Annotated in this window: 25 protein-coding genes; 10 read left to right on the top strand and 15 right to left on the bottom strand. The window is 66.8% G+C overall.

The window, feature by feature from the left end; all coding sequences use genetic code 11:
- Positions 1–6 precede the first annotated feature (6 nt).
- From leuC to N911_RS0102575, 5 genes are all read right to left on the bottom strand, one after another.
- Positions 7–1,263: a 3-isopropylmalate dehydratase large subunit gene (leuC, locus tag N911_RS0102595; RefSeq protein ID WP_029894064.1), complete on the bottom strand. Its 1,257-nt coding sequence runs from the start codon at positions 1,261–1,263 to the stop codon at positions 7–9.
- Positions 1,248–2,783 carry a 2-isopropylmalate synthase gene (locus N911_RS0102590; RefSeq protein WP_029894062.1) on the bottom strand — a complete coding sequence of 512 codons (1,536 nt, stop codon included), beginning with the start codon at positions 2,781–2,783 and terminating at the stop codon, positions 1,248–1,250. The genes leuC and N911_RS0102590 overlap by 16 nt, the downstream gene beginning before the upstream one ends.
- A gap of 335 nt (positions 2,784–3,118) precedes the next feature.
- Positions 3,119–3,916: a CDP-diacylglycerol--serine O-phosphatidyltransferase gene (gene pssA, locus N911_RS0102585; RefSeq protein ID WP_035104252.1), complete on the bottom strand. Its 798-nt coding sequence runs from the start codon at positions 3,914–3,916 to the stop codon at positions 3,119–3,121.
- A gap of 9 nt (positions 3,917–3,925) precedes the next feature.
- The gene (locus tag N911_RS0102580) at positions 3,926–4,576 is read right to left on the bottom strand and encodes a phosphatidylserine decarboxylase family protein (RefSeq protein ID WP_029894058.1); all 651 of its coding nucleotides are present in this window, start codon (positions 4,574–4,576) and stop codon (positions 3,926–3,928) included.
- On the bottom strand, positions 4,573–5,229 hold the full coding sequence (locus N911_RS0102575) for an HAD family hydrolase (protein ID WP_035104250.1): 657 nt from the start codon (positions 5,227–5,229) through the stop codon (positions 4,573–4,575). Before N911_RS0102575 ends, N911_RS0102580 begins: the two co-directional genes overlap by 4 nt.
- A 98-nt stretch (positions 5,230–5,327) precedes the next feature.
- Here N911_RS0102575 and N911_RS0102570 point away from each other — a divergent pair, with 98 nt between their 5' ends.
- The 6 genes from N911_RS0102570 to N911_RS0102545 are packed head-to-tail and all read left to right on the top strand — an operon-like array spanning position 5,328 to position 11,716.
- A complete protein-coding gene (locus N911_RS0102570) occupies positions 5,328–6,509 on the top strand; it encodes an ATP-binding protein (RefSeq protein WP_029894055.1) in 1,182 nt (393 codons plus the stop codon).
- 4 nt (positions 6,510–6,513) lie between these two features.
- Complete coding sequence (locus N911_RS0102565; protein WP_029894052.1) at positions 6,514–7,464, top strand: YbgA family protein; 951 nt, start codon at positions 6,514–6,516, stop codon at positions 7,462–7,464.
- A 7-nt stretch (positions 7,465–7,471) separates the two neighbouring features.
- Positions 7,472–8,335, top strand: a complete 864-nt coding sequence (locus tag N911_RS0102560) for an aldo/keto reductase (protein WP_035104248.1) — start codon at positions 7,472–7,474, stop codon at positions 8,333–8,335.
- A gap of 7 nt (positions 8,336–8,342) precedes the next feature.
- A complete protein-coding gene (locus N911_RS0102555; RefSeq protein ID WP_029894049.1) occupies positions 8,343–9,212 on the top strand; it encodes a DMT family transporter in 870 nt (289 codons plus the stop codon).
- Between the two features lies 1 nt (position 9,213).
- A complete protein-coding gene (locus tag N911_RS0102550) occupies positions 9,214–10,116 on the top strand; it encodes a DUF362 domain-containing protein (RefSeq protein ID WP_029894047.1) in 903 nt (300 codons plus the stop codon).
- 1 nt (position 10,117) lies between these two features.
- Complete coding sequence (locus N911_RS0102545; protein WP_029894045.1) at positions 10,118–11,716, top strand: 4Fe-4S binding protein; 1,599 nt, start codon at positions 10,118–10,120, stop codon at positions 11,714–11,716.
- Here the strand turns inward: N911_RS0102545 and N911_RS0102540 are convergent.
- Positions 11,706–12,557, bottom strand: coding sequence for a ribonuclease H-like domain-containing protein (locus N911_RS0102540; RefSeq protein WP_035104245.1), 852 nt, complete (start codon positions 12,555–12,557; stop codon positions 11,706–11,708). The genes N911_RS0102545 and N911_RS0102540 overlap by 11 nt on opposite strands.
- 196 nt (positions 12,558–12,753) lie before the next feature.
- Here N911_RS0102540 and N911_RS17880 point away from each other — a divergent pair, with 196 nt between their 5' ends.
- Complete coding sequence (locus N911_RS17880) at positions 12,754–13,290, top strand: SOS response-associated peptidase (protein ID WP_081859031.1); 537 nt, start codon at positions 12,754–12,756, stop codon at positions 13,288–13,290.
- A gap of 49 nt (positions 13,291–13,339) precedes the next feature.
- On the opposite strand, the gene N911_RS0102530 is transcribed toward N911_RS17880, so the two are convergent.
- The 5 genes from N911_RS0102530 to N911_RS0102510 form a co-directional block, all read right to left on the bottom strand.
- The gene (locus N911_RS0102530; protein WP_035104243.1) at positions 13,340–13,693 is read right to left on the bottom strand and encodes a hypothetical protein; all 354 of its coding nucleotides are present in this window, start codon (positions 13,691–13,693) and stop codon (positions 13,340–13,342) included.
- Positions 13,694–14,293, bottom strand: a complete 600-nt coding sequence (locus tag N911_RS0102525; protein WP_029894039.1) for a DUF8043 domain-containing protein — start codon at positions 14,291–14,293, stop codon at positions 13,694–13,696.
- A 161-nt stretch (positions 14,294–14,454) separates the two neighbouring features.
- Positions 14,455–16,017: a glycosyltransferase family 9 protein gene (locus N911_RS0102520; protein WP_035104241.1), complete on the bottom strand. Its 1,563-nt coding sequence runs from the start codon at positions 16,015–16,017 to the stop codon at positions 14,455–14,457.
- Entirely contained in the window at positions 16,014–16,664 is a 651-nt protein-coding gene (gene thiE / locus N911_RS0102515) for a thiamine phosphate synthase (protein WP_035104240.1), read from the bottom strand. The genes N911_RS0102520 and thiE overlap by 4 nt, the downstream gene beginning before the upstream one ends.
- Positions 16,664–16,948 carry an MTH1187 family thiamine-binding protein gene (locus N911_RS0102510; RefSeq protein WP_029894033.1) on the bottom strand — a complete coding sequence of 95 codons (285 nt, stop codon included), beginning with the start codon at positions 16,946–16,948 and terminating at the stop codon, positions 16,664–16,666. Before N911_RS0102510 ends, thiE begins: the two co-directional genes overlap by 1 nt.
- 159 nt (positions 16,949–17,107) lie before the next feature.
- On the opposite strand from N911_RS0102510, the gene N911_RS0102505 reads away from it, so the two are divergent.
- From N911_RS0102505 to N911_RS0102495, 3 genes are all read left to right on the top strand, one after another.
- Entirely contained in the window at positions 17,108–18,427 is a 1,320-nt protein-coding gene (locus N911_RS0102505; RefSeq protein WP_029894031.1) for a malic enzyme-like NAD(P)-binding protein, read from the top strand.
- Positions 18,428–18,615: 188 nt separating this feature from the next.
- Positions 18,616–19,188, top strand: coding sequence for a TetR/AcrR family transcriptional regulator (locus N911_RS0102500; protein WP_029894029.1), 573 nt, complete (start codon positions 18,616–18,618; stop codon positions 19,186–19,188).
- Positions 19,189–19,310: 122 nt separating this feature from the next.
- A complete protein-coding gene (locus tag N911_RS0102495) occupies positions 19,311–19,796 on the top strand; it encodes a chemotaxis protein CheW (RefSeq protein ID WP_035104239.1) in 486 nt (161 codons plus the stop codon).
- Between the two features lie 40 nt (positions 19,797–19,836).
- Here N911_RS0102495 and selD read toward each other — a convergent pair whose 3' ends face one another.
- The 4 genes from selD to N911_RS0102475 all read right to left on the bottom strand — a co-directional run bounded on the left by selD (position 19,837) and on the right by N911_RS0102475 (position 23,482).
- Entirely contained in the window at positions 19,837–20,889 is a 1,053-nt protein-coding gene (gene selD, locus N911_RS0102490; protein ID WP_081859030.1) for a selenide, water dikinase SelD, read from the bottom strand.
- Complete coding sequence (locus N911_RS0102485) at positions 20,886–21,779, bottom strand: LysR family transcriptional regulator (protein ID WP_029894024.1); 894 nt, start codon at positions 21,777–21,779, stop codon at positions 20,886–20,888. The genes selD and N911_RS0102485 overlap by 4 nt, the downstream gene beginning before the upstream one ends.
- Before the next feature lie 94 nt (positions 21,780–21,873).
- Positions 21,874–22,452: a 50S ribosomal protein L17 gene (rplQ, locus tag N911_RS0102480; RefSeq protein WP_029894023.1), complete on the bottom strand. Its 579-nt coding sequence runs from the start codon at positions 22,450–22,452 to the stop codon at positions 21,874–21,876.
- Entirely contained in the window at positions 22,442–23,482 is a 1,041-nt protein-coding gene (locus tag N911_RS0102475) for a DNA-directed RNA polymerase subunit alpha (RefSeq protein ID WP_029894022.1), read from the bottom strand. The genes rplQ and N911_RS0102475 overlap by 11 nt, the downstream gene beginning before the upstream one ends.
- Positions 23,483–23,484 lie beyond the last annotated feature (2 nt).

The following is a 23,484-nucleotide window of genomic DNA, read 5'->3' as shown; positions in this document are numbered from 1 at the left end:
CCTTGGCTAGAGGTCCGCCGGGTTTGTGATGCGCCCGGTGACGGCCGAAGCCGCGGCCACCGCCGGAGAGGCCAGGTAAACCTCGGAGTCCAGGTGGCCCATGCGGCCCTTGAAGTTGCGGTTGGTGGTGGCCACGGCCTTCTCGCCCGCGCCCAGGATACCCATGTGGCCGCCCAGGCAGGGGCCGCAGGTGGGCGGGCCGATGACCGCCCCGGCGTCAAGGAAAATCTCGTACAGCCCTTCCTCCATGGCCTGCCGCCATATGGCCGGGGTGGCCGGGATGACCACCAGCCGCACGCCGTCCGCCGCCTTGCGGCCGCGCAGCACGTCGGCAGCCTCGCGCAGGTCGGTGATGCGGCCGTTGGTGCAGGAGCCGATGACTGCCTGGTCGATGCGGGTGTCCACCTCGCCCACATCCTTGACGTTGTCCGGCAGGTGGGGGCAGGCCACCTGCGGGGCCAGGGAGGAGGCGTCGATGCGCACCACCCGCTCGTAGACCGCGTCCGGGTCGGGGTGGATTTCCTCGGAGGCGGCGTGGCCGTGCGCCTTGGCGTATTCCAGGGCTTTGGCGTCCGCCGGGAAGAGCCCGGCCTTGCCGCCCGCCTCGATGGCCATGTTGGCCATGGTCAGACGACCTTCGATGTCCAGCTCGTCGGCCACTTCGCCGCCGAATTCCAGGGCCTTGTACAGGGCCCCGGCCACGCCGATCTCGCCGATGGTCTTGAGGATGAGGTCCTTGGCCCCCACCCACTCGGGCAGCTTGCCGGTCATCTCCACGCGGATGGTGGGCGGCACCTTGAACCAGGTCTCGCCCAGGGCCATGGCCGCGGCGATGTCCGTGGAGCCCATGCCCGTGGCGAAAGCCCCCAGGCCGCCGTAGGTGCAGGTGTGGGAGTCCGCGCCGATGACCACGTCGCCGGGGCCCACCAGCCCGATCTCCGGCAGCAGGGCGTGCTCCACGCCCGCTTGGCCGCCCTCGAAGTAGTTGACCACGCCCATTTCCCGGGCGAACTCGCGCACGCCGCGCACCTGCTCGGCGGAGTCGATGTCCTTGTTGGGGGTGAAGTGGTCCATGACCAGGGCCACCCGCTCGCGGTCGAACACTTCCTCCGCGCCCATGGCCTTGAAGGACTTGATGGCCAGGGGGGCGGTGATGTCGTTGGCCAGCACCAGGGAGACCCGGCAGCGGATGATGCGGTCCGGGACAACGTCCCCCTCGATGCGGTGCCGCTCGAGCACCTTTTCGGCTACAGTTGCGCCCATTTCCTCTCCTCCTTCATGCCCAGGCGGTTGAACGCGTTGAGATAGGCCTTGGCGCAGGCCACGATGATGTCTCCGTCGGAACCGCGCCCCACCGCCGACTGGCCGTTGTGGGCCAGCCGCACGACCACCTCGCCCTGGGCGTCGGTGCCGCCGGTGATGGCGCTGATGTTGAATTGTTCCTGGGTGGGCCGATAGCCCACCATCTCGCAAATGGTGTTGTAGATGGCGTCCACCGGGCCCATGCCGAAGCCTGAGAGCTTGCGCTCCTCGCCGTCCACGTCCATGACCACGGCGGCCGTGGGCGGCACGCCGCCGGAGGTGCCGGTCTGCACGCTCAGGGCGCGCAGGCGGTACTTGCCCTTGAGGCGGTAGACCTCCTCCAGGACGATGGCCTCCATGTCCTCGTCGTAGATGCGCTTCTTCTTGTCGGCCAGGGTCTTGACCGCGTCGAAGACCTGCTGCTTCTGCTCCTCGTCCAGGGAGAAGCCCAGCTCGGAGAGCTTGCTGCCGATGGCGTTGCGGCCGGAGTGCTTGCCCAGCACGATGTCCGTGCCAGCCCGGCCGATGCTCTCGGGAGTCATGATCTCGTAGGTCTGGCGGTGCTTGAGCATGCCGTCCTGGTGGATGCCGGACTCGTGGGCGAAAGCGTTGCGGCCGATGATGGGCTGGTAGGCGGAAATGCCCTGCCCGATGATCAGCGAGAGCAGGCGGCAGGAGGGGTGAATCTGCTCGGAGTCAACCCCGGTCTCGAAGTCGTGCAGGTCGCGCCGCACGTTGAGGGACATGACCAGCTGCTCCAGGGCGCAGTTGCCCGCCCGCTCGCCGATGCCGGAGAGCGTCACCTCGGCTTGGCGGGCGCCGTTGTCGATGGCCGCCAGGGTGTTGGCCAGGGCCAGGCCCAGGTCGTTGTGGCAGTGCACGGAGAAGGTGGCCTTGTCCGCGTTGGGCACGTTCTCGCGCAGGTAGCGGATGAGGTCGCCAAACTCCTGGGGCTGGGCGTAGCCCACGGTGTCCGGGATGTTGACCACCGTGGCCCCTTCTTCGATGACCGCCTCGGCCACCCGGGCCAGGAACTCGCGGTCGGAGCGGGAGGCGTCCTCGGCCGAGAACTCCACGTCGTCGGTGAAGTTGCGGGCCGTGCGCACGGCCGCGCGGGCCATCTCCAGCACCTGCTCCGGGGTCTTGCCCAGCTTGAATTCCATGTGGATGGGCGAGGTGGCCAGGAAGGTGTGGATGCGGGGCCGACGCGCGTCTTTGATGGCCTCCCAGGCGCGCTCGATGTCCGCGGGCAGGCTGCGGCACAGCCCGGCCACGATGGGCTTCTCCAGGCTGCGGGCGATGGCCTGCACCGCCTCGAAGTCCCCCTTGGAGGCGGCCGGGAAGCCCGCCTCAATGACGTCCACGCCCAGCCGTTCGAGCTGGCGGGCCAGGCGGACCTTCTCGTTGTGGTTCATGGTGGCGCCGGGCGATTGTTCGCCGTCGCGCAGGGTGGTGTCGAAAATGTGGACGCGTTCGCTCATGTCGCTTCCTCCTCGAAGCACGTGGCTCTTGTAACGGAGCCTGTATGGCGGAGCCGCGAGCCGCTGGCTCGGGCCGGGTCATGTCAGCGGTGCCGGATGTGCCCTAGGCTAGGGCGGAGGAGGATAGGGATAGGCGGAGGGAAAGAGGGGCGGAGGTGGATTGCACGCGTCCCGCGACGGGATTGACGCGGGACGCCGCGCGCGGTCTTTCGCGCGCTGCCTCGCGACTGGCTGTGTGGATGCGTGTCTTCATGTCGTTCCCTGCCCGGAGGGTTGGCGCGGCCGTGGCCGCTTCCGGGCTAAAGTCCATGCATAGCCCCGGGCCCGCGCCGAGGTCAAGAGGTTCCACTGCTCTCTTCCGGCTCATCGCGTGATTCCCCCCTGCCCTCGCCGAACAGGCCGGGACGGCGGCGCGGCAGGACAAGGAAGGTGTAGATGGGACCGGAAAGCACGTAGGCCCCCAAAAGCGGGAAAAGCAGCAGGGTGGGCTGGGAGGCCACCACCACGAAGAGCAGCACAGCCGCCACCAGGGCGGACAGGGCGTGGGCCCGCAGCCAGCCGTACTCCTTGAAGGAGAAGTAGCGCACCCGGGAGACCATGAGGAAGGAGAGCCCGTAGGCCAGCACCAGCCCCACCGGTCCGAGGACTGCCCCCGCCTCCCCGGGCAGGTTCTGCTCGAAGAGCACCAGGGCGGCCACGGTGCAACCCGCGGCCGGGGTGGGCAGGCCGGTGAAGAGCAGTTTGCCCGAGGTCTTGGTCTGGATGTTGAACCGCGCCAGGCGCAGGGCGGCGCAGGCGGTGAAGAGGAAAGCGGCGGCCAGCCCCAGCCGGCCGTACTCCTGCAGCTTCCACAGGTAGAGCAGAAGCGACGGGGAAACGCCGAAGGCCACCAGGTCGGCCAAGGAGTCCAGCTGCACGCCGAACTCCGAGGTGGTCTTGGTCAGCCTGGCGATCTTGCCGTCCAGGCCGTCCAGCACGAAAGAGACGAACACGGCCACGGCGGCCAGGCCGAAGCGGCCGTCCACGGCCAGGGTAAGGCCCAGGAAGCCGGCGAACAGGCTGGCCGTGGTCATGAGATTGGGCAGGATGTAGACGCCCTTTCCGCGGGGCTTGGCGATGAACTTGTCTTCCATGTGTGTTGCTCAGTCGGCCCGGCGTGGCGCGGCCACCGCGGTCTGTCCCGCAAGGACCCTCTCGCCGACGCCGACAAGGGGCTGATAGTCATGCGGGAGGTAGAGGTCAACTCGGGAGCCGAACTTGATCATGCCGAACCGCTCCCCCCGGCCCAGCCTGTCGCCAAGCTCCGCTTGGCAGACGATGCGCCTGGCCACCAGCCCGGCGATCTGCACCATGGTCCAGGAGCGGCCTTCATCGTCCTCCAGGGCCACGGCGTTGCGCTCGTTGTCCTCGCTGGCCTTGTCCAGGGAGGCGTTGAAGAAGACGCCGGGATGGTACGCGATGCGGGAAATCTCCCCGGCCACAGGCATTCGGTTCACGTGCACGTTGAATACGTTCATGAAGATTCCGACGCACACGCGCCGCTCCCCTGTCATGGGGTCCTCGCGCTCCCCCACGAGCACGACCCTGCCGTCGGCCGGGGCCACCGCCAGGGCGGAGTCCTCGGGCGGGATGCGCTCCGGGTCGCGAAAAAAATTGACCACGAAGCCGGTCAGCGCCAGGGCAAGCAGTGCCAACAGGGACCATTCGAGCAGAGCGAAAGCCACCACCGCCAGGGCGCACAAGCAGGCGAAGGGCAGTCCCTCGGGCCGGAATTGGGCGTGGGCGGGCCTCATGCGTCGTCTCCTTCCGATTCTTCGTGGGCGCGTTCGAGCAGGCCGGGGAAGTAGGTCTCGAAATCCCGGGTGAACTGGTGCAGATCCTCATACTGGATGGCGTGCAGCCCGCTCTCGCGGGCGGTGCGCACGTTGACCCCGGCGTCGTCCACCAGCAGGCTCTCGTCCGCCTTGGCGTCCATGTCGCGCAGGGCGATTTTGAAGAACTCCGGCTGCCCCTTGTGATAGCCGTAGTGGTAGCTGTTGAACACGCTGTCGAAATACATGGCGAAGCCCAACTCCGCCTGCAGCTCGTCCAGCCAGTTGGTCTGATCCGAAAGGATGGCCACCTTGAGTCCCTCCTCCCGCAGCAGGCGAGCCAGGTGCAGCATGTGGGGGCGAAGCCGGAAACGGGAGAGAATCTCCCGGCGCAAATCCTTGCCGGAGCCCTTCACGCCGAGCTGTCCACGCAGGTCGCTCCAGAAGTCCATCTCCGAGCAGTGGCCGGTGACGTAGCCGTTCTGAAAGATGACGTCGCGCACGTCGTTGAAGAAGCGGTCCGGGTCCAGGCCCTGGTCAGCGGCGATGGCATGGAGACCCGCCACGAACCCCTCCTCGGCCACGACTCCGCCGAAGTCGAAAAACAGGCAGCGGATGGAATGGGGATTGTCCATGCGCGGGACACTAGCCGGGGGTTATCGGCCCGTCAACGACGGTCGCTTTGCATTTTTCTTCCGCGTTGGTACAAGACCGGGATGCGAGGCAGACCATAATGCGCGAGATCGAAGCCCCCCTGGAGCGGTTGCGGTACTTCCGCAGCCAGTTGGCGGTTGACGATTCACTGGCTGAAGAACTGTCCCCCTACCGCGACGCCTTCGCCGAGCGACGCCGGGACATGGCCGAGGACCTCTTCCAGGCCATCAAGAACATCGCCCAGACCAAAATCGTCCTGCAGCACCAGACCTCCGAGACCAGGCTGAAACACAACTGGTCCGGCTGGTACCAGCGGTTGTGGATGAATCCAAATACGGACGAGTTTCTGGCCTCCCTGTGGCGCAGCGGCAGCAAGCACGTCTCCTTCGGCGTGGACCACCGCTTCATCTCCCTGGCCTACTTCCAGGCCCGGCGCTTCACCCACGGGCTCATCCAGGAGCTTGTGCCGGTGGAGGACCAGGCCCGGGTCATGCTGGCCGCGGACCGTCTTTTCGACCTCTGCACCCTGGTGGAGACAGACGCCTTCATCCAGTCCAACTCCAAGTGCGAACTGGACGTCATGTCCGGCGTGGCCCACCAGATACGCAACCCCCTGACCATCATCGGGGGCAACGCCATGCGGGTGCAGCGGGAAGCCCGGGAAGGGTCCCGCGAGCGGCAAGCCTCGCAGACCATCCTGGACGAGGCCAAACGACTGGAGCGCATGGTCCGCAACGTTGGGGTGTACATCGGGGCGCTCTCTTCGGTTCCCGGCTTTGTGGAAATCGACCTGGAGGACGTGCTGGAGCGGGCCTCGGAGACCCTCAGGCGGGAAAACAATCTTACGAAGTACAGCCTCGACATCGTCCTCACCGAGGACAACCGCCGCGTGCAGGGCGATCCGGAAATGCTGACCACCCTCTTCTCGCACCTGCTGCAGAACGCGGTGGAAGCCCTGGACCCGGACGACCCCTCCATCACTGTCACCTCAGGAAAGTGCCCCGCCTCTCCCAACTTCGTGGCCATACGAATCCGCAACTCCGGCTCCCTGCCCCAGGACACGGACGTGGAGGAACTCTTCACCCCCTTTCATTCCACCAAGTCCTTCGGTACGGGCTTCGGCCTGCCCATAGCCCGCCTGGCCACGCGAAAGAACTTCGGCTCCCTGGACATCCGCTCCGAGGAGGGCGGCGTGGTGGCCGAGGTGACTCTGCCCAGGCCGGGCACCATAGACGAATCCGGACTCTTTTTCAGGGCCTAGCAACATGCCAGACACCATCAAGCTCGGCGTCAGTTCCTGCCTGCTGGGCAACAACGTCCGCTACGACTCGGGCCACCAGCTCGACCGCTGGATACACGACGAACTCGGTCGCTTCGTGGAATTCGTGCCCGTCTGCCCGGAGGTGGAGAGCGGGCTGCCCATCCCCCGCGAGGCCATGCGGCTGGTGGGCGATCCGGACAACCCCAGGCTGGTGGGCCGCCGCTCCGGCGAGGACTTCACGGAACGGGTTCGCGGCTTCAGCCGCGAGGTGCTGCCCCGCCTGGCCGATGAGGACCTCTGCGGCTTCATCTTCAAGGCCAAGAGTCCCTCTTCCGGCATGGAACGGGTCAAGGTCTACACGGAGCAGGGCATGCCCGACCCCAAGGGCGTGGGCATCTTCGCCAGGGAGTTCATGGACCGCTTTCCCCTGCTGCCGGTGGAGGACGACGGCCGCCTGCACGACCCCCGGTTGCGAGAGAACTTCATCGAGCGGGTCTTCGTCATGAAACGCTGGCGGGACTACCTGGAATCAGGCTCGGGACTCGGCGGGCTGGTGGACTTCCACACCAACCACAAACTCCTCCTGCTCTCGCACAGCCAGAAGCATTACCGCGAAATGGGCAAGCTGGTGGCCGCGGGCAAGGAGTACCCGCTTGAGGATCTGGTGGACAACTACCAGCGCCTTCTCATGGAGGCCCTGTCCATCAAGGCCAACCCAAAGAGCCACTTCAACACCCTGGAGCACGTGGCCGGCCACTTCAAGGACGACCTCACCCCGGACGAGCGGCAAGAGCTGCGAGAAATCCTGCAACAGTACAAGGATCGCCACGTCCCTCTCATCGTGCCCGCCACCCTCATCAACCACTACGTGCGCAAATACGGCAAGGAGTACCTGGCCAGGCAGGTCTACCTCCATCCACACCCGGTTGAACTGCACCTGCGCAATCATGTGTGAGGACACCATGGACCAAGAAGCGACCGCCCTGCCCACCACGCCATTCGGACACGGCGGCCCGGCCGTTACCAGGGTCGGCCTGGGCGGCGAGGGCGTTCTGCGCACCTTTGGCGAGGACGCCGGAGCGCGCTCGGTGATCCGGGAAGCCAGGAAGCTGGGCGTGACCTACTTCGACACCGCCCCGGCCTACTCTGGCAGCCAGTCCTACCTGGGAGCCTACTGGCGGGAACACCCCGGCGAGCGCGAACGGGTGTTCCACACCTCCAAGTCCGCCCGCCGCGACCACGAGGGGGCCCTGGCCGACCTGCGCGACAGCCTGGAGCGGCTGGGCACGGACCATCTGGACCTGTGGCAAATCCACGACGTGCGCACCCAGGAGGACGTGGAGCGCATCGCCGCGCCGGACGGAGCGCTGGCGGCCTTCCTGCGGGCGCGCGAGGAAGGCCGCGCTGGCCGCATCGGCGTGACCGGCCACCACGACCCCGAGGTGCTGCTGCGCTGCGTCGAGGAGTGGCCCCTGGACGCGGTGCTGCTGCCGGTGAACCCGGTGGAAGGCGCGCTGGGCGGCTTTCTGGACAAGGTGCTGCCCGCCGCCCGGGCCAAGGGCATGGCCGTGGTGGGCATGAAGGTCTTCGGCGGCGGCCACTACCTCAACCCCAAGGCCTATCTCACTCCCACCCTGCTGCTGCGCTACGCCCTCTCCCAGGACATCGACGTGGCCATCATCGGCTGCGGCCTGGCCGACCACGTCCGCACCATGGCGGAGATCGCAGCCGGATTCCAGCCCATGCCGCCCGAGGCGCAGGAGGAACTGCTGGACTCCTTCCGCCCTCACGCCGCCCGCATGGTCTTCTACCGCGGCGTGACCTGATCCGGCCATGGCCTGGTTTCCAGTGGCCCTGGCCGTGGCCTTGCTGGCGGCCACCGAGGCCGCCCTGGCCAAGCGGCTCTTCGGCGACCTGCCGCCCTTGCAAATGGCCGCGGCCCCGCTCTTCTACGCCGCCCCGCTCTTTTTGCTTCTCCTGCCCCTGGCGCTGAGCCGCCCCGCTCCGGACCCCGCCTTCTGGTCCACCTACCTCTGGCTTTTGCCCCTCAATGCGGCGGGATTCCTCTGCCACATGGCGGCCGTGAACCTGGCCCCCATCTCCCTGGTCATGCCCTACCTCTCCTTCACCCCGGTCTTCGTGCTGCTGACCGGCTTCCTCATCCTGGGCGAGACCGCCAGCTGGGCCGGGGTTGGCGGCGTGCTGCTGGTGGTGCTGGGCAGCTGGGTACTCAACGCCGCCGAGGCCAGGAAGGGACCGCTGGCCCCGCTCAAGGCGCTGTGGCGGCAACCCGGGGCGCGGCTCATGCTGGCCGCCTCCCTGCTCTACTCCCTGTGCGCGGTGCTGGGGAAGAAGCTCATCCTGCACTCGGACCCTGTCTTCACCGCCGTATTCTTCTTCCTGGGCTTCGGCGGCCTGACCCTGGTCGGGCTACGGCTCACGGGCCGCATCCGCTTCGCCCCCCTGCTGGCACGCCCGCGAGCCGGGGCCGCCCTTGGCCTGACCGTGGCCGTCCACGTCTTTTGCCATCTGTGGGCCATCTCCCTGGTGCAGGCCGCCTACATGATCTCGGTGAAGCGATTGTCCGGTCTTTTCAGCGTCATCTACGGGGGGTTGCTCTTTCGGGAAAAAAACCTCAGCCTGAGAATGGCCGGGGCTTTTTTCATGTTCCTCGGCGCCCTGGCCATCACCCTGGGAGGCTGACATGGACAGACGGTCTTTCCTCACCCTGGCGGGCGCTGCCTGGTTCGCCTCGAACCTTTGGGGGCGCGGGCTGTGGGCCGCGACCGCCACCCCGGACGCGGCAGTCGTCACCGGAGGTCCAGGCGAGGCCGCCCGCGCGGCGGTGGAGATGCTGGGCGGCATGGGCCGCTTCGTGAAACCCGGACAGAAGGTTGTCATCAAGCCCAACATGAGCTTTCCCACGCCGCCGGAGAAGGGAGCCAACACCCACCCGGCCGTGGTGCAGGCCATCGCGGCCATGTGCTCCGAGGTGGGCGCGGCGGAAATCCACATCCTGGACAACCCGCTCTCCTCGGCTGAACGCTGCCTTGAAGCCTCCGGCATCCAGGAGGCTTGCAGGGATATGGGCGGGCGCGTGCAGGCCCTGACCGCGGACCGCTTCTACAAGGAGGCGGACATCGAGGCGGGCGAGGACATGAAGGAGAACGCCTTCGTGCGCGAGGTGCTGGAGGCGGACGTGCTCATCGCCGCGCCCACGGCCAAGTCGCACGGCGCCACCGGCGTCAGCCTGGGGCTGAAGGGCATGATGGGCCTCATCCGCGACCGGGGCGCGATGCATTGGCGCTACGACCTGGACACGGCCATCGTGGACCTCAACACCCGCCTCAAGGCGGACCTGACCGTGGTGGACGGCATGTTCGTGCTCTCCACCGGCGGCCCCTACGGCCCGGGCAAGGTGCTCAAGGAGGACACGGTCATCGCCTCGCCCGACCCCGTGGCGGCCGACGCCCTGGCCGTGGAGGCCTTCGCCTGGTACGGCCGCCGGTTCGAGGCGCGCCAGGTCAAGCACGTGCGCCTGGCGGCGGAGCGCGGCCTGGGCAGCATGGACACCGCCTCCCTGCGGGTGAAGCGGCTGGCCCTGTAGCATGGCCGCGCGACGGACGGTCCAGGCACTCTGCCTGGCCCTCTTTCTCTTCCTGGTCTGGGGCGGAAGTTCCTGGCTCCTGGACGGCCTGCTGCCCCGCGACCTGCTGGTCCGCTTCGACCCGGCCGTTTTCCTGGGAACCGCCCTGGCCGCCAGGGAACTGACCGTCCTTTTCCTGCCCGCCGTGGTGGTGCTGCTTTCCGCGCCGCTTTTGGGCCGCGCATTCTGCGGCTGGGTCTGTCCCCTGGGCTCCACCCTGGACGGCGCGCGGCGAATCACCGGCGGCAAGGCCCAAAGACTGCCCGGGTGGGCGGCCCGCCTCAAGTACGGCGTGCTTACGGCCGTCCTCGGCGCGGCCGCTCTGGGCATCCCCCTTGTCTTCTGGGCCGCCCCCCTGCCCCTGGCCGCCCGCTTCTACGCCCTTGGCCTGGGCGGTCCGGCCAGCCATGCCGCCGACCTGGGGCTGCGCCTCTCCCTGGAATGGAACCTGGGACTGCCCGCTTTCCCTGACTTCAAGCCCCGCGCATACGCCACCATGGTCTTCATTCTGGCCCTGTTCGGCCTGCTTTTCTGGCTGGCGAAGCGCTGGCCACGGGTGTGGTGCCGGGTCTGCTGCCCGGCCGGGGCGGCCCTGGCCGTGCTCTCGCGCAAACCGCTGCTGCGGCGGCGGGTGGCCGAATCCTGCACGGGCTGCGGAGCCTGTTTGCGCGTCTGCCCCACGGGGGCCATCGACGAGGAACACCCCGCCCAAACCTTCCCGGCGGAATGCCTGCAATGCCGCCGCTGCCAGGCGGCCTGCCCCGTGGGCGCGGTGGGCTATCTGCCCGCCGGGACGCCGCCGGAGGAGGCCCCCTCCCCCATGCGCCGCGCCCTGCTGGTCGGAGGCGCGGCCGGGCTTGGCTTAGGCGCGCTGGGGCTGGCCGGACCCTCCCTGGCCACGGCCAAGGGAGTGGTGCGCCCCCCGGGCAGTCCGCCCGAGCCGGAGTTTCTGGCCCGCTGCGTGCGCTGCGGGCTGTGCGCCGCGGTCTGCCCCACCAACACCCTCCAGCCCGCCTGGCTCGGGGCCGGGGTGCTGGGAGCCTTCAGCCCCAAGGTCACGCCGGTGGTGGGCTACTGCGATCCCCGCTGCCACGCCTGCGCCGATGTCTGCCCCACCCGGGCCATCCTGCCCGCCGCTTCCGGGCAGCGTTCCCAGGCCAAGCTGGGCACGGCCGAGGTGATCAAAAAGCGCTGCCTGGCCTGGGAGAAGCACCGCAAGTGTTTAGTCTGCGACGAGGTCTGCCCGTACGACGCCGTCTCCCTCAAGCCCGAGGAGGGCAACCCGGTGCGGGTGCCCCACGTGGACGCCAAGCGGTGCGCGGGCTGCGGCAACTGCGAGAAGCACTGCCCCGTGCCCGTGCCCAAGGCCATCGTGGTGCGGGCCGAGGGCGCGGTGCGGGTGAACCACGGACGGTTGGCGGAAGCCGCCCGGGCGCACGGGCTGAAGCTGGAGCTGGAGCCGGAGAAGCCCGGCGGCGGCTACCCCCTGCCGCCCACCCCGGGAGGCGCGGCGGACGGCGGAGAGGACTCCGGCGGGCTGCCGCCGGGGTTCACGCGCTAGCCCGGTAGCGGGGGTAGCGCGCCATGAGCCGGCGCACCAAGTCCGTGTCCGGGGTGTGGGGATTGGCCGCGCCCGTTGGCTCGGGCAGCACCAGCTCGTCCGCGAAGGGAGTCTGGGCCACCTTGGCTCGGAAGAGATGGCGGGCCAGGGTCTCCAGGGAGAGGACGTCGGCCGCGTTGTAGGCCAGCAGCGTTTCCAGGGCGGCCGGATTCCCGGTATTCTCGTACTCGTTCCAGAGGATGACCGCGAAGTAACCGTCCAGGCCGTCCATTTCACAGCGATCCAGGCCCACCGCCTTCTCCACCCGCTTCAGCCCGCCGCGCATGCCGATGGAGGCCAGGGCGTGCCGCAGATCGATGTGGGCGCGCGGCAGGCGGATGCGCAGCTCCCGCTCGAGGATGGGCACGTCGAACGAGGCCCCGTTGAAGGTGACCAGCAGCTTGTAGTCGCGGATGTCGTCCTCGAAGGCCTCCAGGTCGCGGCCGTGGACGTAGGTGCGCACGCTTTGTCCGTCGTACAGGGCTATGGCCGTGATGTGGTCCATGCCCCGGCCGCGCCCGGTGGTCTCGATGTCCACGTAGGCCGCTGAGTCGTGGAAATGGGAGAGCAGCCGCCAGGACTCGCTGCTGGGCAGCTTGGCGGCGAAGAACTCGGCGTCGCGAGCCTGCAGCCGCTCGGCGGATTCCTCCATGAGCACGGCCGCCTGGGCCAGCCTGGAAGGGCCGAGCAAATCCGGCCCCAGACGGGCCAGGTCCGGCCAGCGGCGGGCGCCGCCGGTCCAAAGGCGTTGTTCGGTCTTGGCCCCGATGCCGGGAAGGTGGCAGAATGTTCGCGTCAGCATGATCGGTGCGTACCCGAGGTGGGCATGCCCGGCAAGCCTGTCAAGGAGTCGACATGTGCGGCCGCTTCGCCCTGGGCATCCCCAAAAAAAATCTGGCCGAATGGCTTGAGGCCGACCTGCCCGACTACGCCCCCCGGCACAACATTCCGCCCGGCACGGACGTGCTGGCCGTGATCATGGACAACGGGGAAAACGGCTGGGAAGCTTTTTCCGCTGGGGATTCCTGCCGGTTTGGGCCGACCCCGGCCAGTCCAGGCGGCCCATCAACGCCCGGGCCGAAGGGCTGTTCGACAAGCCTTTTTTCCGCCAGGCCGCGCGGTCCAGGCGCTGCCTGGTTCCGGCGCAGGGATTCTTCGAGTGGAAACGGGGGGACGGCGGCAAGCGGCCCTTCTACCTGACAAACCAAGGGGACGGGCCCCTGGCCATGGCCGGAATATGGGAAGCAGCCCGCGACGGTGAGCCCGCCTGCCTGGCCGTGGTCACATGCCCGGCGGGGCCGGACGTATCGCCCATACATGACCGCCAGCCCGTCCTGATTCCGCGGAAACGGTGGGACGACTGGCTGGCACCGGGCACGGACCGTGAAACCCTGGAGAGAGTGACGCGCCCTTCCCCCACCGATTCGTTGCGGGCCTGGGAAGTGTCCCGGGCGGTCAACGACCTGTCCAACGACGGACAGGAGATGTTGCGGCCCGTGGCGAACGGTCCAGCGCGGCCAAGCCTCCTGGAATGAGGAAAAGGCCGGTCCGCGCTGGACCGGCCCAACATTCCGAGGGAGAGCGCTAGCCGCGTTTGTGAAAGAGCCGGTTGCGTTTTTCCGGAGTTCCGTTGGCAGCCTGCTTGTAGCCGCTGTACCGCTTGGTCTCCTGTCTGGCCCGCATAAGGTCCTGCCGCAGTTCGTCATGCAGCCGCTTGGCTTCGCCGGTGAGGCGGTTCTGCATGGTGCGCAGCTGGTTGAGCTTGCTCATGAGTTGTTCGGTCTTGGCGTCGTCGTCCATGGAGAGGATGCGCCGTATCAGCTCGTGGCGCTCGGCGGAACTCTGCTCGGCGAGTTCGAACTCGCCCTCCATGAGATGCTCCAGCTCGGCCTCGCTCATTTCCAGGGCCTGGTCGAGAAGACGAACTTTCTCGGACATCTAGGCCGCCTCGCGGATGTCCTCGCGGAGCTGGGCGATGACACTCTTCCAGCGCTGCACAGCGGGGACGTACTCGTATTCCAGCAGGTCGGAGACCAGGACCCAGTCCTCGTTCTCGGTGACCTCGACCATCTCGGTGAAGAGGTTGGACAACTCCTCGATGGCCTCGCCCAGCCGCTTGTGGTCCTTGAGGGAGTACTCGTCGCGCAGCACGCCGACGATGTTGAAGAAATCCCGGGTCACGTCGAGCAGGTCCTGGAACATGTCCAGGGCCTCGGCGTCGTCGGCCTGGCGGAAGAGCTCGGAGACCTGGCGGGCGCCCTTGTCCATGAGGGTGATGACCTTGTAGAGTTCGCGGGTTACACTCACGGCCATGTCGCTCATGGGCGCGGTGACGATTTCCAGGCTCCGCACCTCGTCCATGGGAATGTCCTCGGCCTGGTGGGGATAGATCTCGGAAAAGGATTCCTCGTTCAGCTTCACGTCGGTGACGACCCGGTCGGACATGTACCGGTCCCGCATGATGCTGTTCAGGATCTGCTCCAGGTTCTCGAACTGGCCGACGCTGAGGTCGACGGTGTTTCCGTCAACGGTGATCATTGTGCTCTCTCCTCGATGGTGTTCACTGAAAAACCGCGCTCGGCCGAATCTATTCAAGAAGCATGCCTACACGGCACAAGCATGCTTGACGAAAAAGCCGCTGTCTCGCGGCGAATGGAAGCGGAAAAGGGAGGGCCCCTCTCTCGGCGAGGGGAAGGGGATCAGGCCTCGGCGGGCGCCAGGCCCACTGCCCGGGAAAAGGCTTCCACAGCCCGTTGATGATGGACCACGACCTCCAGGAAGGAGGTCAGGTCGCCACCGCACTCCTCGCCCCGTGCCGTGAGAAGCCGTCCCAGGGGAGAGAGGCGGCGGTCCTCGCGCAGAAGCCCCACGAGCCGCTGCCAGTAGGCCAGGAACTTGGTCTTCAGCGCCGGTACGGGGTCGCGCAGCAGCACCTGCCCCTGCCGGGTGAGCAGCAGACATACGTCTCCGGCCTCACGCAGCACCTTGGCGGTCTCCGCCTCGGCCTCCGGGGAAAGCCGGGGCAGATTCGGCAGCGGCAGCGGGTCCAACCCGTCAAGGAACCGTCCGTAAACCGCCCGCTGGATGAGCACCCAGGCGTGGCGGTCATCCTGCGGCGCGCCACCCAGCCGCTCAAGCCCCAAATAGCCGGCCTTGTCGCGCACGGTGCGCCAGACGCGGACCCCTTCGGCCGCCCTGCCCGACGGGTCGCCGTCCAGCAGTCCGAGGCTAAGCCGGGTCACGGTCTCCGGCCGCACGGCCCGCCGACAGGCCTCGCCGCGCTGGCATGCCCGGCCGAAGGCGCAGGGGTGGCAGTCCATGTCCGGCTCCAGGCAGAGGCTTCCCTCCAGGAAGGGGCCGGTGTCCCACGGCTGGGCCGTGCACAGGAAGATGGCCGCCAGCGGGGTGCCCACGGCCGCGGCCAGGTGCATGGTGCCGGTGTCGTTGGTCGCGAGCAGGTCGCTTTCGCCCAGCGCCGCGGCCAGTTGCGGCAGGGAGGTGCGTCCGGCCAGGGAAAGTCCCGGCGCTCCGCACTCCGCCTGGAACCGCTCCGCCAGCCCCTCCTCGCCCGGTCCGCCCAGGACCAGGGGCGCCAGGCCGCGCTCGGTCCACATGGTCTCGGCCAGCCGGGCGAAGGAGGCCACTGGCCAGCGCCGCCTCTCCTCGCTGGCGCCGAGCTGCACCGCCAGCCAGCCTGACCTGTCCGCCGGGCCGGAGGCCAGCATCTCCGCCACCCGGGCCCTGTCGCCGGGGTCCGGCTGGCGCAGGCGGGTGGAGCCGACCTCGGACGCGTCCAGCCCGGCCACGCGGCGAAACAGGTCCGACACGTTGAACGGCGATGCCCCCCGGTGGGTGGCCGAAGTCTGCAAAAAGGCGGCCCACGGGCTCTGGTCCAGGCTGAAGCCGAACTCGTCCAGGCTCAGGCCCACCTGCTCGGCTTCCGGAAAAAGACGGGCCAGCAAACGGCCCGACACGGAAGGGGTGATGTTGACCACCCGTTCGGGCCCGAAGCCACGCTTGAGCCCCTCGGCCCACTCCCACAGGGCGGCCAGTCGCGGCCGCCAGTCCGAGCCCGCGCCCAGGAGCTTCGCTCCGGGCAAGGGAGCCACGTGCTCCACGCCGGTCAACAGACGCGCGGCGGGGGCGAAGTTTTCCAGGCAGGCCAGGGCCAGCCGGTCGCCGCGCGCGGCCAGCCCCGCCAGGGTGGGCTGCGACTGCACCAAGTCGCCGAAGCGGGTCAGGTTGACCACAAGGGTTCTCACCCGCCACCCTCCCTGCGGGCGACGGCCGCGTCCACCTCGGCCAACAATTCGGCGGCCGCCCGCCTCGGCGATTGGGCCGAGCAGATGGCCGAGACCACGGCCACGCCGTCCGCCCCGGCCTCCACGGCTCCTGCGGCGTTTAACCGCCCCAGGCCGCCGATGGCCACCAGCGGCAGGGAAGTGACGCCCCGCACGCTGGCCAGCCCCTCCTCGCGCAGAGCCTCGCCAGCGTCCTCCTTGGTGGAGGTGGGATGGATCGGGCCCACGCCCAGGTAGTCCAGGGGCATCCCCGCAGCCTGCCGGGCGTGCTCCACGCTCTTTACGGACAGGCCAAGGATGGCCTCCGGGCCGAGCAGTTCGCGGGCGTCCGCCGGATGGATGTCCGACTGGCCCACATGCACCCCGGCGGCCCCGATGGCCAGGGCCACGTCGATGCGGTCGTTGATGATGAGCGGAACGCCCCGGCGGTCCAAGCGCTCCCGAAGCTGGCGGGCCAGCTCCACGAACTCCCGGCCGCCGGAGGCCTTCTCCCGCAGCTGAACCACGGTGGCCCCGCCCGCCACGGCCTCCAGGACGACCTCCACGAGGTCGCGCCCCAGACAGAGGGGACGGTCGGTCACAAGGTAGACGCGTGGGTCGAACCGCACTAGGTCACACGCTCCACTTTCTCCTCCAGGCGGCCGGGACCGCCTTCGCGGGAGTCGATCTTGATGGTCATGTACACCCTGGGGTGTTTGGACCGCATAGCCTGATGGCAGCGGCCGACGACGTTCATCACCTCGTCCCACTCCCCTTCCAGGGTGGTGCCCATGGGCCCCACCTTGTAGTCCAGGCCTGATTCGCGAATGAGGGCCACAGCCCCGGCCACGGCCTCGCCCACGCTCTCGCCGGTGCCCATGGGAAAAATGGAGACTTCCGCAAGGATGCTCATTTGTTCCTCCAAAAAGGGTTTGGCCGATCCCATCGACGAGTATGGACCAGGAGGGGCCTCGGGGCAAGGGGGGGAGGCCTTTGGCGGTCTTTACTTCCCCGGGGGGGTCATATAGCGTGACGAACCGTTTTTACCCCGCTACAGCAAGGAGGTTGATGCATGGCACTCTTCACGCCGCAGGAGGCGCTGGACTATCACGCCCTTGGCCGCAAGGGAAAGGTGGAGGTGGTGCCCACCAAGCCCTGCCACACCCAGAAGCACCTCTCCATGGCCTACACCCCCGGCGTGGCCCTGGCCTGCAAAGAGATCGCCAAGGACCAGGAGCTTTCCTTCGAATACACGGCCAGGGGCAACCTGGTGGCCGTGGTATCCAACGGCACCGCCGTGCTGGGGCTGGGAAACATCGGCGCGGCCGCGGGCAAGCCGGTCATGGAAGGCAAGGGCGTCCTCTTCAAGGTATTCGCGGACGTGGACGTCTATGACATCAACCTTGCCGTCACCGACCCGGACAAGCTCATCGAGATGGTCAAGGCCCTGGAGCCCACCTTTGGCGGCATCAACCTTGAGGACATCAAGGCTCCGGAGTGCTTCCGCATCGAGGAGACCCTGAAGCGGGAGATGGACATCCCCGTCTTTCACGACGATCAGCACGGCACGGCCATCATCTCCGGCGCCGGGCTCATCAATGCCCTTGAAATCGCCGGCAAGAAGGCCGAAGACCTCGTCGTCGTGGTCTCCGGAGCCGGAGCGGGAGCCATCGCCTGCACCCGGTTCTACGAGTCCCTGGGCGTCAAGCGCGAGAACATCCGCATGTTCGACTCCCGCGGCCACCTGCACCAGGGCCGCGACGACCTCAACGAATACAAACGGGCCTACGCCCAGGAACAGGCCATCGGCTCCCTGGAGGAGGCCTTCAAGGGCGCGGACTGCTTCCTGGGTCTCTCCATGGGCGGGCTGGTCACCCAGGACATGGTCAAGGCCATGTCGGACAACCCCATCATCTTCGCCTGCGCCAACCCCGACCCGGAAATCACCTACGACGACGCCAAGGAAGCGCGCCCCGACGCCATCATGGCCACCGGCCGGTCCGACTTCCCCAACCAGGTCAACAACGTCCTGGGCTTCCCCTTCATCTTCCGGGGCGCGCTGGACGCCCAGTCCACGGCCATCAACGAGGAGATGAAAGTGGCCGCGGCCCAGGCCCTGGCCGACCTGGCCAAGGAGCCGGTGCCGGACTACGTCAAGCAGGCCTACGGCGTGGACCGCATGGAGTTCGGGGTGGACTACATCATTCCCAAGCCCCTTGACCTGCGCGTCATCGAGTTCGTCTCCACCGCCGTGGCCAAAGCGGCCATGGACACCGGCGTGGCCCGCAAGCAACTGGACCTGCCCGCCTACCAGAAGGAGCTGCGCGAACGGCTGGCCGCCTCCCGCCGCCGCGTGGAAACCCTGGTATCCAGCTACGGCCTGGACATCTGACACCGCGATACCGCCATCCCCGGGGCGGGCGGCGGCGCCGCCCGCCCCGTTTATTTACAACTCCGTTCATTTTTCCCAGCCCTTGAAAGGGGCGAAACAACATCCATCCGCGTCCGCGCCCGTTGACACGGGGCGTGCTTGGCAATATTCTGACTTTACTAATCGAACCACCATTCAGCGGACCACACATGGGAAAAATCTCCAAGATCGTCGAGGCGGCCGAGCACCTCTTCGCGGAACAAGGGTACGAGCACACCCCCGTTTCGGAAATCGCCAAACGCGCCGGTGTGGCCGGCGGAACGATCATTTACCACTTCAAGAACAAGGAAAACCTGCTCTTCATCGTCACCTGGCGGGTGCTCTATTCGCTGTACAAGCAGTCCCTTTCCGCCTGCGAGGCCGGAACCAACGGCCTGCGTACCGTGGAGTGCCTCATGGACGCCTTCTTTGACTTTCTTCGCGACCACCGCGGCGAATACCGCGTGCTGCTGCGCAACACCGCATTTGACACCCTGGACGTGGACGCCTTCCCCAACGCCGACTTGCGCCTGCTGCACGACCGGCATATGCAATTGATCGAGGACGCACTGCGGCGCGGAGCGGAAGATGGATCCATCAAGCCCGATTGCGGCGACGATGCCGCCCACATTCTCTTCGCCATGCTCATGGGCTCAGCCAGATTGCACATCTACCACGGCTACGACGTGGAATCCCTGCGGAACGAGGCCAGGGCCTTCGCTTCAGCCCGGTTGTCCGCCTGAATTCAAGCGGAAAATAATTGCGCTCCACCCGGCCCTCCTGAATACTAATTCAAACATTCGGGCCGGACCGGACCATGACTCGCGGCGAATCGGCCGGACGCTCCGCTTTCGAGGAGGGCGCAATGGATAGTAGCGGACAATACCTCACCTTCACCCTGGACCAGGAAGGCTTCGGGCTGGACATCTCCACCGTGCGGGAGGTGCTGGAACTGACCGACATCACCCGCATTCCGCGCACACCGGAGTTCATGCGCGGGGTCATCAACCTGCGCGGACACGCCGTGCCGGTCATGGACCTGCGGCGCAAATTCGGGCTGGAGCCAGCCGAGGACACGGTCAACACCTGCATCATCATCGTGGAGGTGGACATGGAGGGGCAGCAGGTGGTCCTGGGGGCCCTGGCCGACTCGGTGCGCGAAGTGGTGGACATTCCGGACGAGGCCATCGACCCGCCCCCCAAAATGGGCGCGGCCATTCGCACGGACTTCATCCTGGGCATGGGCAAAATGGGCGAGGAGTTCATTTTGCTGCTGGACATCGACCGCGTCTTTTCGGCAGAAGAATTGGCCGTGGCGGCGGAAGTCCGGGAAGAGGCGGAAGCGGCTTAGCCGGGCGCGCCTCGTGGCGGTTTGAATCGGCGCAACCGCTTCAGCGGATTGTCAGCACGGCGGGCAGGCTTTTGGCCTCGGCCACCTGGCCGATCACCCAGCACGGCTCGCCCCACTCCCGCATCCTGGCCCGCGTTTCAGCCAGACGGTCCGAGGGGACGCCGAACAGCAACCCGCCAGATGTCTGGGCGTCGAAGAGCAGGTCCCGGAGCGGAGCATCAACGCTCTCATCCACCTGGACAACCGAGGAACAGAAATCGCGATTGGCGTGGGAGCCCGCCGGCAATAACCCCATGCCCACCAGTTCAAGCGCTTCATCGAACACAGGAACATCCCCCGCCCGCAGCAGGACGGACACTCCGGAACCCTGCGCCATCTCCAGCAGATGCCCGCCCAGGCCAAAGCCCGTCACGTCGGTCATGCCGCGCACGCCGCATTCGGCAACCAGTTTCGGACCGGCTGTGTTGAGCCGGGAGCACCACGCATGCAGCGTTTCGGCGAAGCGGTCGGCGCCTTCCCAATTGGCCTTGAGCCCGGTGGCCAGCACACCGGTGCCAATGGGCTTGGTAAGCACCAGTGCGTCGCCCGGCCGGAGGCCGTCGTTGGTGGCCATGGAATCCGGATCGACCAGCCCGGAAACCGCCAGGCCGTATTTAATCTCGTCATCCTCCACGGAATGCCCGCCGGCCAGCACCGCGCCCGCTTGCAGAATCACGTCCCGGCCGCCTCGGAGCATATCGGACAACACGTGGCGGGGGGCGGTCTTGATGGGGAAGCAGACGATGTTCATGGCCGAAAGCGGCGTTCCACCCATGGCGTAAACGTCGGACAGGGCGTTGGCCGCGGCGATGCGGCCGAACTGGTATGCGTTGTTGACCACGGGGGTGAAGAAGTCGACGGTCTGCACCAGCCCGCCGCCACCCGGCAGGGCGACCACGGACGCGTCCTCGTTGTGCTCGGCTCCGGCCAGCAGGCGCGGGTCTGACGACACGCCGAGTTCCGCCAGGATGGCCTCCAGGTCCCCCGGAGGTATCTTGGCGGCTCAACCGGCGGCCTTGACCTTGTCCACCAGGGTGTAGGGCTCGTTCTTCATGGCGCGGACATCCGTGTTTGCAAATATTCCTGAAAAGCCAACGTGACAGGCAGGGCGTGCCGTTTGGCATGCCGGATGAACCAAAAACGGCGAGGCTCGCGAAAGCCGCGCAAGTACACGGCCCGCACGCCGAGGCTGGGCCCGTCCCGCTCCACCACCGCGCGCGAGGTGGTGGAAACACCCAGTCCCTCGGAAACGAGCCGCAACATGGCTTGCGTGGTCCCCACCGTGGCGGTTGCGGTCAATTTGGAATGATCCAGCCCCCGCGAGGCCAGCAGTGCCTCAAGAGCCGAACGGGTGGCCGAACCGCGTTCCCGCATGACCCAGGGCAGATCGGCCATATCCGCTGGGTCGATCTCCTCGCCGCAGGGAAAGTCATGAGCCGCCACGACAACCGTTTCGTCCTCCAGGAGAAGATCCGACAAAAGATCCCTTTCCGCTGGCTCCGCGCCCACCACGCCGCAGTCAAGCCGCCCATCCTCGACCATTCGGGCGACGTGGGAGCTGTCGCCGTTCTCCATATGCAACCGCACCCCGGGGTGAGCGCGAACGAATCCCGCCAACGGCGCAGGCAGGATGTAGGTGGCCGGGATTGTGCTGGCGCCCACGGACAGTTCGCCTGACACCTCTCCAGTGAGAGCGGCAATCTCGGCCCTGGCCGCCTCAAGACTCTGGAAGGCCTCGGCGGCGTGAGCATGGAGAATGGTCCCGGCCTGGGTGGGCGAGATGGTGCGGCCCAGCCTGTCAAACAGCCTTGTGCCCAGCTCTTCCTCCAGGCTGGCGATGTGGGCGCTAATTGTTGGCTGGGAAAGATGCAGCCGCTCCCCGGCGCGGGAGAAGCTGCCTAGTTCGTAGACCATGCGGAAAGCTTCCAGGCGTCGCATATCCATGCCCGATTCAATACATCGAATCCATCGATAGGAAAAGACAAAAAAAAAGGCGGGCCCTGGTTGGGCCCGCCCTGGAATCCGATATCAGTACAAACTATTCAGCCTTCTTCTCTTCCCCGGCCGGGGCTTCCTCGACGGGAGCCTCTTCGGTGGAGGTTTCCTCGGCAGGGGCCTCCTCCGCCTCGGCGACGGTCTCTCCTGCGGCGGGCTCCTCGGAAGCGGGCTCCTCGGCCTTGGGCTCGGCTTTCGCGGCGGCAGGCTTTGACTCTTCCTTTGCCTTCTTCTTGGGCGTGGGAGTGGGAGCCTCCTGACCGGCCTGTACGCTCAGTTCGATGACGGCCATGGGAGCGTTGTCGCCACGGCGGGGATCACCCAGCTTGACCACGCGGGTAAAGCCGCCGGGTACGCCCTGGAAACGGGGGCCGATTTCGTCAAAGAGCTTCTGGACCAGTTGGTGGTTCTCAAGCACCTTGTAGGCCTGACGACGGGCGTGCAGGTCATTGCGAAGGGCCAGAGTGACCAGGTTGTCCACCACTCTCCGCAGCTCCTTGGCCTTGGTCTCGGTGGTCCGGATGCGCTCGTGGGTCAACAGCGACCGCGCCATGCTGCGGAACATGGACTTGCGGTGCGACGGCTTCATGCCGAATTTTTTGCCGGCTCGTCTATGCCTCATCCTTTTCCTTCCTCTTCAGCCAGTCCTGGTACTTTTCCTCGAAGTTATCGATCTTCATGCCGAAGTCGAGGTCCAGCTCGTCCAGAACGCGACGGATCTCTTCAAGCGACTTGCGGCCAAAGTTCTTGGTCTTGAGCATCTCGTTTTCGGTGCGCTGAACCAGCTCGCCCACAGTGCGGATGTTGGCGCTTTTAAGGCAGTTGGTAGCCCGAACGGACAACTCCAGTTCATCGATGGACTTGAAGAGGTTGGCGTTCTCCTCGTCGGACGAAGCCCCGGAGGAGGCGTCCTCTTCGGAAGTCTGTTCGTCGAAGTTGATGAAGATGGAGAGCTGTTCCTTGAGAATCTTGGCCGAGTAGGCGATGGAGTCCTCCGGAGAGAGGGAGCCGTCGGTCCAGACCTCGAGAATGAGCTTGTCATAGTTGGTCATCTGGCCGACGCGGGCCTGCTCCACGGCATAGGCCACCTTCTTCACCGGGGCGAAGGAGGCATCCATGGGAATCAGGCCGATGTCGCCGGTATCCTCGTGCATCTCCGCGGGCACGTACCCCTTGCCCATGCGTACTTCCAGGGTGACGTGGAATTGCACGTCCTCGGAGAGGGTGGCGATGTGCTGGTCGGGGTTGAGGATGGTGACGTTCTGGTTTTCCTTGATGGCCGCGGCGGTCACATCGCCCTTCTTGTCCGCTTCGAGCACCAGGGTCTGGGGCTCTTCAGTGGACATGGCCAGGCGCACCTGCTTGAGGTTGAGGATGATGTCGGTGACGTCCTCGATAACCCCTTCGATGGTGGTGAACTCGTGCTGCACCCCTTCGATACGAGCGGAGGTGATGGCCGCGCCCTGCAGAGAGGACAGCAGCACACGGCGCAGGGCATTGCCGATGGTGGTGCCGAAACCGCGCTCCAACGGCTCGCAAACGAACTTGCCGTAGGTTTCGCTGGACTTGGCGTCCTTGACGATCTGCTCCGGCTTCACCAGCTCGGACCAGTTACGCGTATTAATGAGCTTGTTGCCTTGCTGAATCAGCATAC

Origin of the sequence: Desulfohalovibrio reitneri, from assembly GCF_000711295.1 — a bacterium.
Lineage (GTDB): Bacteria > Desulfobacterota > Desulfovibrionia > Desulfovibrionales > Desulfovibrionaceae > Desulfohalovibrio > Desulfohalovibrio reitneri.
This window is presented reverse-complemented; position numbering and strand designations above follow the sequence as displayed.